Annotated in this window: 13 protein-coding genes; all 13 read right to left on the reverse strand. The window is 32.9% G+C overall.

Annotated elements, in window-relative coordinates:
• Window positions 1-27: 27 nt before the first annotated feature.
• Window positions 28-2,037: a hypothetical protein gene (locus U0D62_RS18175; RefSeq protein ID WP_322288752.1), complete on the reverse strand. Its 2,010-nt coding sequence runs from the start codon at window positions 2,035-2,037 to the stop codon at window positions 28-30.
• Entirely contained in the window at window positions 2,037-4,247 is a 2,211-nt protein-coding gene (locus tag U0D62_RS18180; RefSeq protein WP_322288753.1) for a hypothetical protein, read from the reverse strand. The genes U0D62_RS18175 and U0D62_RS18180 overlap by 1 nt, the downstream gene beginning before the upstream one ends.
• Entirely contained in the window at window positions 4,247-6,868 is a 2,622-nt protein-coding gene (locus tag U0D62_RS18185) for a coiled-coil domain-containing protein (RefSeq protein ID WP_322288754.1), read from the reverse strand. Before U0D62_RS18185 ends, U0D62_RS18180 begins: the two co-directional genes overlap by 1 nt.
• A complete protein-coding gene (locus U0D62_RS18190; RefSeq protein WP_322288755.1) occupies window positions 6,840-7,499 on the reverse strand; it encodes a hypothetical protein in 660 nt (219 codons plus the stop codon). Before U0D62_RS18190 ends, U0D62_RS18185 begins: the two co-directional genes overlap by 29 nt.
• Window positions 7,472-7,933, reverse strand: coding sequence for a hypothetical protein (locus U0D62_RS18195; protein ID WP_322288756.1), 462 nt, complete (start codon window positions 7,931-7,933; stop codon window positions 7,472-7,474). The genes U0D62_RS18190 and U0D62_RS18195 overlap by 28 nt, the downstream gene beginning before the upstream one ends.
• A gap of 37 nt (window positions 7,934-7,970) precedes the next feature.
• Window positions 7,971-8,906, reverse strand: coding sequence for a hypothetical protein (locus tag U0D62_RS18200; protein WP_322288757.1), 936 nt, complete (start codon window positions 8,904-8,906; stop codon window positions 7,971-7,973).
• Window positions 8,906-9,082, reverse strand: coding sequence for a hypothetical protein (locus tag U0D62_RS18205; protein ID WP_322288758.1), 177 nt, complete (start codon window positions 9,080-9,082; stop codon window positions 8,906-8,908). The genes U0D62_RS18200 and U0D62_RS18205 overlap by 1 nt, the downstream gene beginning before the upstream one ends.
• Window positions 9,075-9,602, reverse strand: coding sequence for a hypothetical protein (locus U0D62_RS18210; protein WP_322288759.1), 528 nt, complete (start codon window positions 9,600-9,602; stop codon window positions 9,075-9,077). Before U0D62_RS18210 ends, U0D62_RS18205 begins: the two co-directional genes overlap by 8 nt.
• Window positions 9,596-10,177 carry a hypothetical protein gene (locus U0D62_RS18215; RefSeq protein ID WP_322288760.1) on the reverse strand — a complete coding sequence of 194 codons (582 nt, stop codon included), beginning with the start codon at window positions 10,175-10,177 and terminating at the stop codon, window positions 9,596-9,598. Before U0D62_RS18215 ends, U0D62_RS18210 begins: the two co-directional genes overlap by 7 nt.
• Entirely contained in the window at window positions 10,177-11,463 is a 1,287-nt protein-coding gene (locus U0D62_RS18220; RefSeq protein ID WP_322288761.1) for a major capsid protein, read from the reverse strand. The genes U0D62_RS18215 and U0D62_RS18220 overlap by 1 nt, the downstream gene beginning before the upstream one ends.
• A complete protein-coding gene (locus U0D62_RS18225; protein WP_322288762.1) occupies window positions 11,463-11,822 on the reverse strand; it encodes a hypothetical protein in 360 nt (119 codons plus the stop codon). Before U0D62_RS18225 ends, U0D62_RS18220 begins: the two co-directional genes overlap by 1 nt.
• Window positions 11,823-11,845: 23 nt before the next feature.
• On the reverse strand, window positions 11,846-12,445 hold the full coding sequence (locus tag U0D62_RS18230) for a hypothetical protein (RefSeq protein ID WP_322288763.1): 600 nt from the start codon (window positions 12,443-12,445) through the stop codon (window positions 11,846-11,848).
• Window positions 12,446-12,518: 73 nt separating this feature from the next.
• Window positions 12,519-13,901: a phage portal protein gene (locus U0D62_RS18235; RefSeq protein WP_322288764.1), complete on the reverse strand. Its 1,383-nt coding sequence runs from the start codon at window positions 13,899-13,901 to the stop codon at window positions 12,519-12,521.
• Window positions 13,902-13,904 lie beyond the last annotated feature (3 nt).

Here is a 13,904-nt window from a genome sequence, read left to right on the forward strand (position 1 = left end):
AGACTAAATAAATATTAATATAAAAAATTAATTATCGTGCCTTATAAAGCCTTCACCTTGTGCAACTTCTATAAAGCCTCCTGTATCTAAATTGGATACTACTCTAAGATTACTATTAGTTTGAAATTGTTCATTTGAAGGTGTTAACTCCACCGTGACATCGTATAAATTAGTATTACCGAGTTTTTCTGAATCAATGTCGGGATCTGTATATCCAATACCATTTATAAACGGCCTGTCTAACACTACCATTCTAGCAATCTTCTTGACAATTGCACCAGGAACAAAACAGAATTCAAATCTTACCCTGTCCGTAACCATTCCTCGTAGATGTGATATCTTAGTATCACTCCTATTTGTTTCAACTTCAATATTTGGATTGATTTCGCGATTAGTGATATAAGGAAGTCTTAAAAGGTGCGTAATCCCAGTTTGATAATTGATTTCATTATTTTCCGTATTGCTGCATTTTAATTCATGCGTATTTGGATGTTCTACTCTGACATCTATGATTTCACTTAGATATGTCACAATTTCATTATCGTTTGAAGCTTGTAATTGTATTTGATAACAAGCTTCTAACGATGTAAAATCCGGAGTAAATTCATACACCTCGTAATTCAACTGGTTGTAATTAACCGTTAATATGATCGGATCTGAAGTGACAGAACCTGCTATATAATTGGTACCAGCTACCCAAGCTTGCAATGTTTCATCATAGAATACACTGGTTATTTGATACCAACCCAGAATTCCAAGTTTTATAAACCTACCAATGGTATAAAATGACGGTATCCTTTTTATAATAGTATTCTGGCCCGTTACATCATTAGTAATCGGATCGTATACATTCCCTCCATTTAAGAATACACCCACGAAGTTATCCTCCAATAATGTTAGATACCCATCTCTCGAATCAAAGATGTTGATATTATTACTCTTTTTGACTACATCTAAAACAGTCTCATTATCATTTACATCAATGAGCTTACAGTTATGTATGTCGTAATTACTTCTGAACTGTATAGGAATGATATCATCTTGCTGAACAAGATGTCTAAAATTATGATAGTTTAATCCTGACTCTTCATAACTTAAAGTGTTGTTGAAGTTCTCAAATTTCTTGTCATCCTGTAAAGCAAAATGAAAGCTATTAAGTTTGCTTATCTCAAAGTATGGATCTAATCGTTCTACGCTGGATTGATCATCAACAATGGTATAGTTAATTTGTTTTTTACACCCATAAGGATCTCTTACACGAATAATATAATCGTCAGGGATTAATCCTGTAAAACTTGAAGATAATTGCCAATTAACATCATCTAAACTATACTCAAGTTCATTAATAATCTGATTATTCAATGAATTATCAGCAGTAATGTCAACTGTTAGATTATAGCCATTCGGAGTAAGATTTTGATCCACTCTATTTATAAAAAACTGAGTTGGTGGATAAAAAGTTTGAACGTGTTCTTCCAATCCAACGTAGAAGTAAATCTTATAAATCAAACCTCTATCAAGTTCTAAAGTAAATGGATTGGTATTGATGTTAATTACATTACCAGAAAAACGTACAAAATCTATTTGAGCTGTGGTAGTTAGACTAAGATTAATCTTAGTACAAGGATTAATAGCATTCTCCTGATATTCAAACGAAGTAACCGACAACGGCACTAGATCAGGACTATTGGTTATACTTACTATTGTAATATCTCCACCTGTAAAGTCTGTTGCATTATTAAAGAAGTTTTGACCTCCATTATATTTTATTCTTAACCTATCAAAACCGCTAGTTCCAGGTATGCTCGCCTCATCGGTAAGTTCAAATTCATTAAATACATTAAAATCAGTATCAAATGCGAATCTGAATTGACTACGTTGTGACACATTGTTTATACCTATAGTAACTTGATTAAAACCTGTTCTTTGTGTTTTAAAAGAGGGAAATATATTACCTAATGATGGGTGTTGACCTAAGGCAATGCCCTCATCAATGCTTGGTAAATTATTGAACTGTAGTAGAATTTCACTAGGCATTATATAAGTGCTTTAATAAGTTTAAAATTCGCTTGTCTGGTTAACTCTGCTTTTAAGATCCATCCGTATTGCGCTTCTTTATTTTTATAGGTATATCTTGCTAAACAATATACATTTGGGACTTTCCTACCCTTTATTGTAGTTGAACCCAATATTTGTTTTCTAAGATTATATGTTAGTTTAGTGCTGCATTCTATGGATTTAGAGCTAATTCTAGGAGTATCGAATTCTTTAATCTGAATATTACCATCTTCCGATCTTTCTGGTTTATCAGGATATTTTGTGATCATTCCTGAATATCCCGTACTACTTTTATATCTAACATAGTCCTCTGGATATTTGTATAAACTTGATCCAAAAAACCAACTCCATCTTAACATTGATTGTAATGGTGAGAGCCTAAAATTACCTGCGCTATCAGGATCATACAATTTTGTTGGTTTCGATTCAAGATCATCTTGCCATACCCTAGGCGTGTATACGTTATTGATAATCTTAGAATCAAATATGAAGTTTTCCTTATCATAAGGCGTATCTTCAGTAGGAGCTATTTCTATATTTTTCCTTCTTAAAAACTCTACTGCTATTAAATCGCTTCTTAACTTACTGATCCCGTCAAATATCTCCTCAACTTTAGTAGTAGGAAATCCATAGGCGTTTTTGGCATTAGTTTCAAACAACCCGAATTGCTCTTCATACTCTCCTGCTTTATCATTCCCAAACTCAGCTCCACCCCATAGATAATCTTTGTTTAGTGTTTCTTTATAATCATATACCTCTCCTAGATCGATAGTTATAACATTTTGAAAGAAATATCTTAAATCTTCTACTACAACTCTATCACCAAAATCTGTTTTTTCAACTCCATATCCCGAAGCTAAATAACCATCTATGGTCATAAGATCTTTTAGTGAGATTGTTAGACTCTCTAATTTATCTAAAGGTTCTTGATCTTCATTAAGTTTAGGGATATTTCGAATCATCTTACCACCAGCAATTACTAGGTCCTTGAATATCCCATTTGTAAAGAAATCAGATATTACTAAACCTTTTTTTCCTGTAATAATCTCAGTTATTCGATCTATCGCATCTTTAAATCTAAGACAGTTATTTGTTGTGGCAGGGAATTCGCTATCCTCTTCTATAAATATTTTAATGCTCTTCTTATTAACCGAATATGTGCTAGGTCCATTGGCTTGTGCTGATAGATTGGTAACAAAGGCAAGTACTTCATCCTTTTTTAAATTAACTATGATTTCTTCCTTAAAGGAAAAATTAGATTCGGATCCGTTAAACTGTTTTATGACTATATGATCTTGCGTGAAACCAGCATATTCTCCAGGGTTTCCTTCTTTTGCAATAACTAAATAATGAGTTAGAGATCTTCCACTCGAATTGGTTCCAAAGCTGACAGTTGGATCAATAGCTGTAAATGTTATTTTTAAAGTTCTTGTTCTATCACTGGGACCATAGAAAAACTGACCGTTAGTTAATAACCAATTACCATTAAAAAGTACCTTTCTTCCTCCTTCAATCCCATCAAATCCAATAACTGAATGTACTGAATCATCACTCTCATAGATGATATTATGATCACTGATGAAATTAGTAGTATTTATACCCAGTGCTGGCTCACTCTCCGCTATATGGGTGAAGGATTCTTTATTTTCTAAAAAACTACGATTAAAAAGCCTCCTTCCAGGCAACGCAAGTGTTTGATACTCTAAGTCACTTATTTCATTACCATCTATATCAGTAGGTGTTGTGAATTCTCCATCTTTGAAAGTAGTTCTGTCAAGCTCATATTTTTCGTTGAGTTGAGCATCTATTTGTTCTTGTAATCCACCGGATATTATTTTAACTGTTACCTTTTCATCTACATCCTCAAACTCTTGCATGTTGATATCTTCAATAAAATCAACTTCGAAAATATCTGTAATAGGATTTCTTATAGCTACTTCTAAAAATATTCTTCCATTAGGTGCATATTGATCGAAGTACCTTCTTAGATATGAAGCTCCTTCTTTTATAAAAGTTAATTGCTCGATATAGGTAGTCATAAAGGACAACACATTTCTACCTCGTTCTATGGTTCTGGGGATATCAAACCAATTCAAAGCACCACCATCATTTGATATAGGATCATTAGATAGTACTAATTCACCATACTCCTCTGAAATCAACTTATATCTTACTCTATCATCAAACATTATTTCACCCTTCTTCTAGTTGAATCATCAATTTTTATATCAGGAGCATAATAGGTGCTATTTATTTTAACCTTCCTTATTGCTCTTGAAACTTCTTTTTCTAGTTGACCTGAATACTTATGTAATAATCTATCTAAGATGATATTGGTATCATAACTATTAACCCCATTAGAATACATATTTGTCATCAATGAAGCTCTATCAATATCTTCAAAACTCATACTTCGATTAAATGCATTTATCGACGGATATATAATATCATCTTTCTTAACATTGGTTAGAGTTGGTTTGTTAGGAGAAACCTCAATTCTACCTGTATTTGGGTTATATTTAACCTCTCTTCTTTTTTCCCCCCAAATAGCATTTCCCTCATAATTATCAGATGTAGGTTTACCAAATTCATATTGTGGGATAGGAGTAGCAATTACGGCTGCAGTTTGTGCTAAACCTAATCCAATTGTAGCAGCAATTAAAAAAGGTTTATCAAGTACTTTTGAAACGGCCACTGCAGTATTAATAGCAATTTTGGAAATAGCCAATGCCTTTTCAAATATAGCTTGCCTTCTTTCTTCCTGAATTTTCCTCTTCCGTATTTGCTCTTCTTTTGCCTCTCGTTGTGCTTCTATTTGAGATCGTTCTTCTTCCGAAAATCTTTCGCTTGCCAGGACATTAGCATAGAATTCATTATTCTTCTGAATTTCATCATCATATCTCTGTAGTTTGGCCTGTGCGAAACTCCTAAAGATGGGAACAATTTGATTTATATAATTAACCGCATCTTTAGCTATTTCTTCAAATGTAGCCTTATTAGAGGCCTTTAGATCATCAAGTTGTCCCTTAAGCTTTTTGTTAACGTTATCTAGAAGTTGTACTATTTCATTATCCTCAGGAACTTCGAAATCTATTGGTATAGAAATTATCTTTTCATCTTCTAAAATCCCCAATTGAAGGTTTTCTATATCCTTCCTGAGTTCTTTTATTTTTTGAATTGCATTCTCAACTTCCTGTACAGTTGAACTTTCGTTAAACAATACATTGTTTTTCTGAGCTTTAATCAGGTTCTCATAGGTATCTATGAGTTCATTAATGACTCCTACTTCATCTTTTCTAATCTTGTTAGCCTTTTTACCCCCTTTTTCTAAACCTTTTAAACCATCTTCTAACTCGAATGATTTTTGTAAATATTCTTTAACCTTATCATTTACAGCTGTTAGAAACTTCTGCTCTGAATCTAATCCTTCACTACGTCTTTTAGAAGCTCTTTCAAATGCTCCTGTTGAAGCTAATACACCGTTACCATAATTGTTAACCGCAGATAATACGAAATCATACCATTTAGCTTCATCTTGAAGTGAAGCAGCTTTTCTTCGAATTATTTCCGCTTCCGTTTCAGCAGCCAATTGTGCAAATGCATCTGCCTTCGCTCTAGCTTCAGTAGCTTCAATATACTGATCAGTCAATGAAATTATTTTTTCCATAGCACCTGCCTGATCCAACTCTACATCCCTAAGCTCAACCACAGTATCTTTAAGTTGTGTTAAGGCTCCTTCTCTTGCTTTTTCAGATGCTGTCGTATCAGTAACTATGGATTTCAAAGTTCTTAACTCAGCACTAGCATTTTTAGCTTCTGCGTTTCCTTTCGCTACAGCCTCATTAAGTTTTTGTTGTCTTTTCTCGGCTTCTGATAAACCGAAAGCCATTTCAACTAATTCTGCTCCGTAAACCGTTAGCAGTGTAATTCCAATGGAGATTGCGGTTTGCCAACTAAATATCGCTGAGCCTAATTGAGTAAGTACATTTTTAGTTGGTTTTCCTTCAGAAGCTAAAGCCTTATTAGCTGATCTCAGTCGATTTATTTCATCGACAAGAGTGGGAATATTATTAGAAATAGCAAGAAAACCAGTCTGAGCAGAATTAGTAAATGCAGGCAATTCCCTGGTTAATTGATTTACAGAGTTTCCCAATCCATCGAAACCAGATTTATAATTACCAACATTTTTACTAAAATTACCTGTGCGCTCATCGGCTTTAACCAAAGCACCTCTGTATTTATCAATCCTTTTTTCAAGAAGCTGTAATCTTCTCTCTTCCTTCTCTGATATGTTGTTAAAAAGCTGTTTTTTTAAAGATATCTCCTTGTACTCTTCTGCAGTTTTTTTAAGCTTTATAGAAATTCGACCATACAAAGACTCTTCTCTTCGAATATTACGTCTATTTTCAGAAGATCGTTGTTGATTTCTAATTATCTGTCTTTCAACATCACTATATGACTGTTTTAACTTGATCTGTGAACGTTCAAGTCTTTTTAATTGTCTTTCTTCTTCGGTAGCAGCTTTACCCGAACCCGTGCGTGCTTTTTTAAGTGCATCAACTTGTTTCTTAAGTTGATTGATCGTGATTTGTTGCTTCTGATATATTGTGGTTAACTCCTCACTAAGTTTTTTACTATTTTGAAGTTGTGCAGAAAGATCTTTAGGAGATTTGATGCTTGTGACACTCTTACCTGCTTTTAGGGAGGAATCTGATAATGATAAAACTCTAGCTTCTAAACTCTCTACTTCACCTTCAAGTTTATTAACTAATGCTATCGCTTCATTTATTGCTTTTATCTCGTTCCCCACGCTTCGATTCTTTTATAATCTCAGCAGCTTCATTAAACATTTCTACCCATTCAGTAACAGGAGTTTTTCTTAAGTCAATTTGCATTGTTAGAACCCTCTGTAGCTTAATTTTCTGTCTAAAAACATTTATATCCTTACTAGCTGCATCATCAATTAAACTTTTCAACTCATTTTCTTTTCTAGTAATGGCTATTTTAGAGGACTGATGTTGTTTTGTGAGTTTTTCTAACTCTGTTTTGAGAGGTTGACTTGAATCGATATAATATCGCCATCTTCTTAGATGGTCAATAAATTTAGGTTTGTTTTTCGCACTTACACTATTTGAAATTAGCGGACCTAACAATGCAAATACAATTTCAAACCTACGTTTTAAGTAATCTATTTCGGCTTCCAGCCAAATTATTTGCATTGAAGCCTGATTATTACTTAGTTTAAAGAACTCATTTCTTAGATTTTCCCAAATCTTTTCACATTCTGGTACATCAATCTGGCCATCATACTTAGAGTAACCATCATAATCGTAAATTAACCAGTTATAATCCTGGCACTTTACCATTTCATTAAAATTCCAAACAGGAATCTCATTGCAACTTCTATAATATCTTAGCTTATTAACTGGTTGTATACCCATTCTATCAATTTTGGAAAGATTATTTCATCATTAATTTTGTCGTTATTCTCTTTGGTAAGTTCGTATACTCTACCGCCATTATTTAGATTAAGGTATTCACCTAAATCAAATCCATTCTTGGCTCTTGTATTACTAAGAATTTCTAGAGTTTTTTTACGAACTTCAGTATAAAAGTTTTGATAGTGTTTCCCTGTTTGAAAATGCGTTCTTCGATCTGAAGGCAAACCCGTCTTGCGTTTTAGCCTTTTTGTCGACTCCACATACGGCTTCATTTTCTTACCGGTTCCATCAATTCCCTTATCGAATAACTGATCGTATCTAAGATAATTTAATATTTCCCTTTCGTTCTCTTTTATGATACGTTCAGCTTCTATAAATATACCACTTTTTATACTTTTTATGGTGTCTAAATATGGAGAAACTGCAGTTATCATGAAAGAAAATTTCCCCCGATAAACATCAGGGGTTTTATTATACAACTGTTGCTGTTAATAGAGCCGATTTATATAAATAATCATCCAGTTTTATTACATCTTTTGATGTGGATGAATTATGTATTTTTAAATCTATTAGATCATCTGTTGATACAGCAGTCACCGTTGCCGTATATACTCCAGGTATACTTGTTGCAACAGGTGTCACAGCCTGAGCAGTACCACCGTTTCTAAATCGAATAACATTAGCAATATCCAATCCTGTTACCGGAGTCTTTTGATCCTGATCTAATACCGCTTTAAATGTAATAGTCGTATCGGTATTTGAAGGTGTATTAACCAAACTCAAACTAACCTGAGATATTCCTTCAAGAAGAGTATAATCTCCATTAAACTCACATTCTGGAATGAATACATAATTCCTATCAAATTCAAAACGATCTAACCATTGAAACATTATTTTTGATTCCTCTCCCGCTTGAGTAGTTCCAAAAACGTACTTTCCATTTTTGATCTGGCCAGTTCTATATCCTTTGGCTCCTCCAGAGTTAGATTTGGTCAATAACCAATTACCTTCTCTATCAATGAAGGCTGTTGCATACTTTCCAAAACCTTGAAGAGATTCTAATTGTCTATTTCGATATATCCCTTGATTAAAACCTAATTCAAATTTGTACTTCCCTTCGTTAGTTACGATCTGAGTATCATCGGTTTTAGTATCCGTGTTATCATCGTTTCCAACCTCTGCAAAATTCTGTATCCCATCCACAACAAGAACTTTCCCATCAATTTGTAATTCTTGAAAGTATGCAGCATCAAATTCTCTACTTGGATCTAATTCGGTACCTGGAGTAAAAAACAATGCTTTATCCGCCTTAACCAAAACCTGTAAAGCTCCTCGTTTTAAATTCATTCCCAATGCACCAGATCCAGCAGAACAAACTTTATTTATAACTTCCCCAACTGTCGCCATTATTTAATCTTTTTTTGTTTTAACAATATTCCAGCCTGCTTATCATTAAGCATTATTTTATCAAATGGCTTATATGATTTTTTAGCAGTCCCGTTTTTATTTGAACCTAAATTGATAATCGAAATACAGGTGTATTCCTTTTTATCCTCTATAGGTTTTTCACTTTTTTTAGTCATTACATTTCTTTGTTAAGTAATACTCTATTTCTCCATTAACTGAAAACATATGATATGGTTGAGTATCTAAGAATTTATATTGTTTATAATCGTAGCCAGCAAATATTCCTCGATGTCCTTTTTGAATTTCATTTATCTTGAAAAATTGTTTAGAACATCTCTCAACTGTATTTTTAAATAATTGCTGTAAGTAAGAATCATTTCTATTATTAGTTAAAACTGATAAATTAGAAATACAAACTATTTTAATCTTAGCCTTAAACAACCTACTATCAACTGTAGAATGATTATCAGAATCCAATATGAAAGTAATAAGATCTCTATCATTCAAATGTGGTGTTTTATATTCCCCACCTCCTACATATACTTGAGGAATAATTTTTTCATTATTATCGAGGTTTTTATAACACCGATCATAAATCTTGATATTACCAATCGAACTTAGACTCTTTGATAACTCATTATTTATTACTGAAATTGGTTTATCAATACCATATATTTCACTTTTCAATCCTACCATAACTCTATAGAATTCACAATAACACCATCAAACCCTACAATACACTCTGAAGTCTTTTTTAAAGCTTTTTCATATTTATGAATCAGACCTTCAGATACAACTCTTCCATTATCATATATACCATTCAATTGGATCATCATTTCATCATAAATATCCAAAATCTGTGATTTATAAACGTTTTGTCGTTGACTACTAATCATCATATTTAAACATCTAACGGCCATCCCGTAACCCATAGCATCATCAAAAGAATCTGGATATGATTCAATCACCATATTTCGATCCTTAATTGAACAACTTCTACTATTATAATTGAATGATCCTGATAGTACATCTTGAACAACGGCTTCATTGAGTTGCTTTAATTTTAAATTGAAGAGGCTTTCATTTAAGAGAGCCTCTTCAACACAACTATATATATTATGAATAGTAATTAATTGACTGAAATCCTCGAAGTATCTTCCAGAGTCACTTTTGCGATTCTCGTCATTGACAATACCATTGAGTTTATCAGATTCAGAATTTCTCCAACCAATTCTATTAAATAAAGCCTGTATGTTCTCAGCACTATACATTATACAGCTACAATATTTGCTTCGAATGTTTCGATTTGTTTATCTGATAAAGCATTTATTTTATCCAATAATTCTTCATCAGTGTTTTCAACTGTAGCCTTGGATTTCTTACTTGCTAAATTAAGAGCATCAATAACACTTGATCTAGTATAAACGGCTGTTACTCCTCCAGTAGTGGTATAATCGAAATTAGCATCCCCCTCGGTTTGCACATCAGTTGCTGCCTCTTCAACATCTAAATAAAATATAGCATCAACATCTTGAAGAATTGGTGCTACAATAGCTTGTCCAGATGTTTGATGACTAACAGGGTCTGTTTTACCAGACATAGATAAAAGAATGTAATCATTGGGCTTAGCGTAAACCACACCTTCAACTGGCAAAAACTCTTCTGCGCATGTGGACCAAAATAATTTTCCTAAATCTTTACTTGGAGTAAATACCACCTGATTAGGTTCCCAACCTTCAACGACTGTACGTTTACCGTTCTTCTCTTTTGTAAAACTTCTATCTATAACATTTAAGTTAACCTTTAAAACAGAAGAAAATAATAATATTAATTGCTCCTCAAGAAGATTTGGAACATTAGCACCTACAAAATTTTGTGTAAAAGCATAATTATCCCTAACCTGTTGGTTACTTAGTAATGTTTCCATAGTATAAACATCCATCCATATTTCACGAAGAATGACACCTTTATCTCTAGCAGCTCTGATAATTCTTTTTATATCACTTATTGGCTTAGCATCTGAACCAGACCATTTATCCACTGCTCCGAATACGTTGTCTTTATTCACATCATAAGACAATCTTACTGCAGTACCAGTATTACCTTCTTCTGGAATAAGCATTGCTTGTGAAGAAATCGAACTCAATAGCATCTGATCTAAAAGCTCCTTAATACCATAAATACAATTCTCACTATCATTAAAAATTTTGGCAGCAAGTTGTGATTTAGTTTTAGGAGTCATAGAAAGAATTCGCAAATTATTCATTTGCTTTTCATTCATTGTGAATTTTAAACCAAGTTTTGGTATATCCCCTGCAGCACTTTTAATACTAGATCTCTTTTTTATTGGTAAAGGAGAATCAAATGAAACTACATCAGCAGTTACTCTTGAAAACTCACCACTCAGTGATTCATATGTCATATCCACTGAGTATTCAGGAGTTAAAAGTGCATCATGTAAATAAACTGGAACTTCTCGATCTCCATTTATCTTTTCATACAGAACTTCACTAGCATCCTGTAAATTTTCTTTTATAATATCTTCTATTAATGCCATTAGTCTTCTTGATTATGTACGCCTAAACCCTTTAATGCAGTAATAGAAGCAGCATTAAAAGGATATTTAGCAGCAGCACTGTTAATAGTTCCGTGAGTCATAAGTCCAGAGCTTGGATGAGATTTTAGAGTTGTGGATCTTGCTACACCAACTAATAGTGAACTTTGTGAACCATCAACAGGTTGTGGTTTGAAATCCGAACCATCCTTTATAATTCCGTGACCTTCAAAAACCACATCATCTGGAAAACCTGTAAAATCTAAAACAACCCCGCCTTCTTTACCATGTACATAGTTTTTAATTACAATACCATCAAAGGCCTCATAATCATTTTTTGTAGTGGTTAAATCTAACACCATGAGTAATAAATTTTAAACATTAATTAATTAAGTGCCTTTTTGAGTTCGTCTTTACTCATTCCAGGCTTTACTTTTGATCCAGTTGGCGGATTTCCTCCCAATTCTTTACTATCTGCAAATGATTGTGTTAAGGATTCATATTCCTTAGACAACCCGCTCACCTGATCTTCTAATGGAGTTTCAGAATTTATATCTATACGATTTAACCAAGATTCTTTTAGATTATCAGGCAATTTGGACTTGTTAAGTAATATTTTAGCTTGATCAAATTTTGACTTTTCTATTGTTCCTTTTTTTAAGTCTTTAATTTCTTGAGCCTGATCGTCAATTTTCTTAATTAAACCATCTAACCATTCTGGTTTATCTCCTTTAACTTCATTAGGGTTTGGTGGTGTTGGATTACTGCCTTTCTCTAGCTTTTTCTTTTGAGTATCTAAAGCTTTAGTAATTCTTCTGTCTAGCTCTCCTTGATTGTTAGGATCTTTCAGAAAATCATCAAAAGAAACAGACTTAGGTTTTAAAGTATCAAGCAACCCTTCCCATTTATCCTTTTCAATGCCCGAAAGTACCTCTTCAGAAAGCCCTAACTTTAATAGTTCTTCTTTAAGTTCCTTTTTATTCATTGTTTGAAATTATTTTGTTATGCAATTTACTATTTTTATTTAGACTAAATAAATATAATGACAAAAAAATAAACTAACCCTCTGTTTTTAAAGACTTTTGATCATTTTCATCTTTTATATTATCAATCTCTTTCTGATTGTTACTAGTTAATTTTAGTGTTTTAACTGCTGTTTCTGTAGACAAAACCTTACCGACTACTCCTTGACTCATTGTCTCTATCATTTCCTGTAGATTATTCGGTAATACAGAGTTAAATTCTATATCGTACTTTAAATTTTCTAATTGACTCTTAGAGGAAGTTTTTAAGGTCGTTACAATACCCGATAAAATTACATTGATGCATCTCTGTACCGTTGTCCGGTTATCACCTTCATTCAAATAAGCTTTTAATTTAGCATCTAAAAACATAAGTTCCATAGAATGACTTGCAATATTCCCAATTCCTTTTAGATTACTAAATGAAACATCTGGAGTACTTGTCATCGAATAAATAAGATTCTCCAAGGTATCAAGTTCCATTCTAACAGATTCAGGAGCATTATCGTGAGTCAAAAATTTAGCATCTCCGGAATGTTCCTTTCCATCACTATCAATAGTAATAGGTGCAGCCAGCAATTTACCATCATCATCTTTCTCAGGCATTCCCTCTACTTTTCCCTTAAGAAATAACATAGGATGTCCAGTATAATCATTGGAATTACCTAGTTTACTGATTGCAACTTCATAACGATCAATCATCTGTTTTACATCGAAATATTCTACTTCATCTTGACTAACGTACACTACTGGTATTTTATCGAAACCGTGCTCAACTTCATCAATCAGTTCATATGAATTTTCGGTTTCTTTAATCTGGTATATTTTATCCTTGTCATATATCCAATAGTTGGTTATAGATTTATCACCGTCTTTTTCAGTGAAGATCCATAAGAAGAATGTCATATCTTCATCTTCATTGAAATATGGTATCATCTTTCCATCAGATGAATTAAGTACTTTACATTTCATCTTACGGTTTTCCCCATTGGTGATGTAGAAAATTATACACGATTCCGTTTCTGTTTTCTTATTAATGGATAACCTTTGTAATTTACTATCCATCCTTAAATACTTCCAGTTTGATAACAATTCCTTTGAAAGCTGTTCTTCATTTTCAAACTTGATTGTTACTGGCTTACCAAATTCAAAGGCTGTGGAGGTAGTTATTATCTTCTTAGCAAAAGGAATAGGTACCCTAACTTTTTTTACAATTTTAGACCCATTATCTTTTTTAATAGTTTTATCTAAGATTATGTTATCTAACTGGGTAGTTCTTAATTTACGATTAAGCTCATAAACCTCTTTTCTATGATTATCAATTAGTTTGCTATCCTTTTCGTGTACTCTTAATTCTGTAATAGCCTTTTGTAAATCCTGGCCTTCTCCTTCTACAATTAAACTTAGTAATTCTTCCATTAT

The organism is Aquimarina callyspongiae, assembly GCF_034322225.1.
In the GTDB taxonomy this organism is placed as follows: domain Bacteria; phylum Bacteroidota; class Bacteroidia; order Flavobacteriales; family Flavobacteriaceae; genus Aquimarina.

Coding starts and splice junctions, on each gene's coding strand:
- U0D62_RS18220 (WP_322288761.1), bottom strand. CDS start 11,463: ATGGCATTAATAGAAGATATTATAAAAGAAAATTTACAGGATGCTAGT.
- U0D62_RS18210 (WP_322288759.1), bottom strand. CDS start 9,602: ATGGTAGGATTGAAAAGTGAAATATATGGTATTGATAAACCAATTTCA.
- U0D62_RS18215 (WP_322288760.1), bottom strand. CDS start 10,177: ATGTATAGTGCTGAGAACATACAGGCTTTATTTAATAGAATTGGTTGG.
- U0D62_RS18230 (WP_322288763.1), bottom strand. CDS start 12,445: ATGAATAAAAAGGAACTTAAAGAAGAACTATTAAAGTTAGGGCTTTCT.
- U0D62_RS18195 (WP_322288756.1), bottom strand. CDS start 7,933: ATGATAACTGCAGTTTCTCCATATTTAGACACCATAAAAAGTATAAAA.
- U0D62_RS18180 (WP_322288753.1), bottom strand. CDS start 4,247: ATGTTTGATGATAGAGTAAGATATAAGTTGATTTCAGAGGAGTATGGT.
- U0D62_RS18225 (WP_322288762.1), bottom strand. CDS start 11,822: ATGGTGTTAGATTTAACCACTACAAAAAATGATTATGAGGCCTTTGAT.
- U0D62_RS18200 (WP_322288757.1), bottom strand. CDS start 8,906: ATGGCGACAGTTGGGGAAGTTATAAATAAAGTTTGTTCTGCTGGATCT.
- U0D62_RS18175 (WP_322288752.1), bottom strand. CDS start 2,037: ATGCCTAGTGAAATTCTACTACAGTTCAATAATTTACCAAGCATTGAT.
- U0D62_RS18205 (WP_322288758.1), bottom strand. CDS start 9,082: ATGACTAAAAAAAGTGAAAAACCTATAGAGGATAAAAAGGAATACACC.
- U0D62_RS18235 (WP_322288764.1), bottom strand. CDS start 13,901: ATGGAAGAATTACTAAGTTTAATTGTAGAAGGAGAAGGCCAGGATTTA.
- U0D62_RS18190 (WP_322288755.1), bottom strand. CDS start 7,499: ATGGGTATACAACCAGTTAATAAGCTAAGATATTATAGAAGTTGCAAT.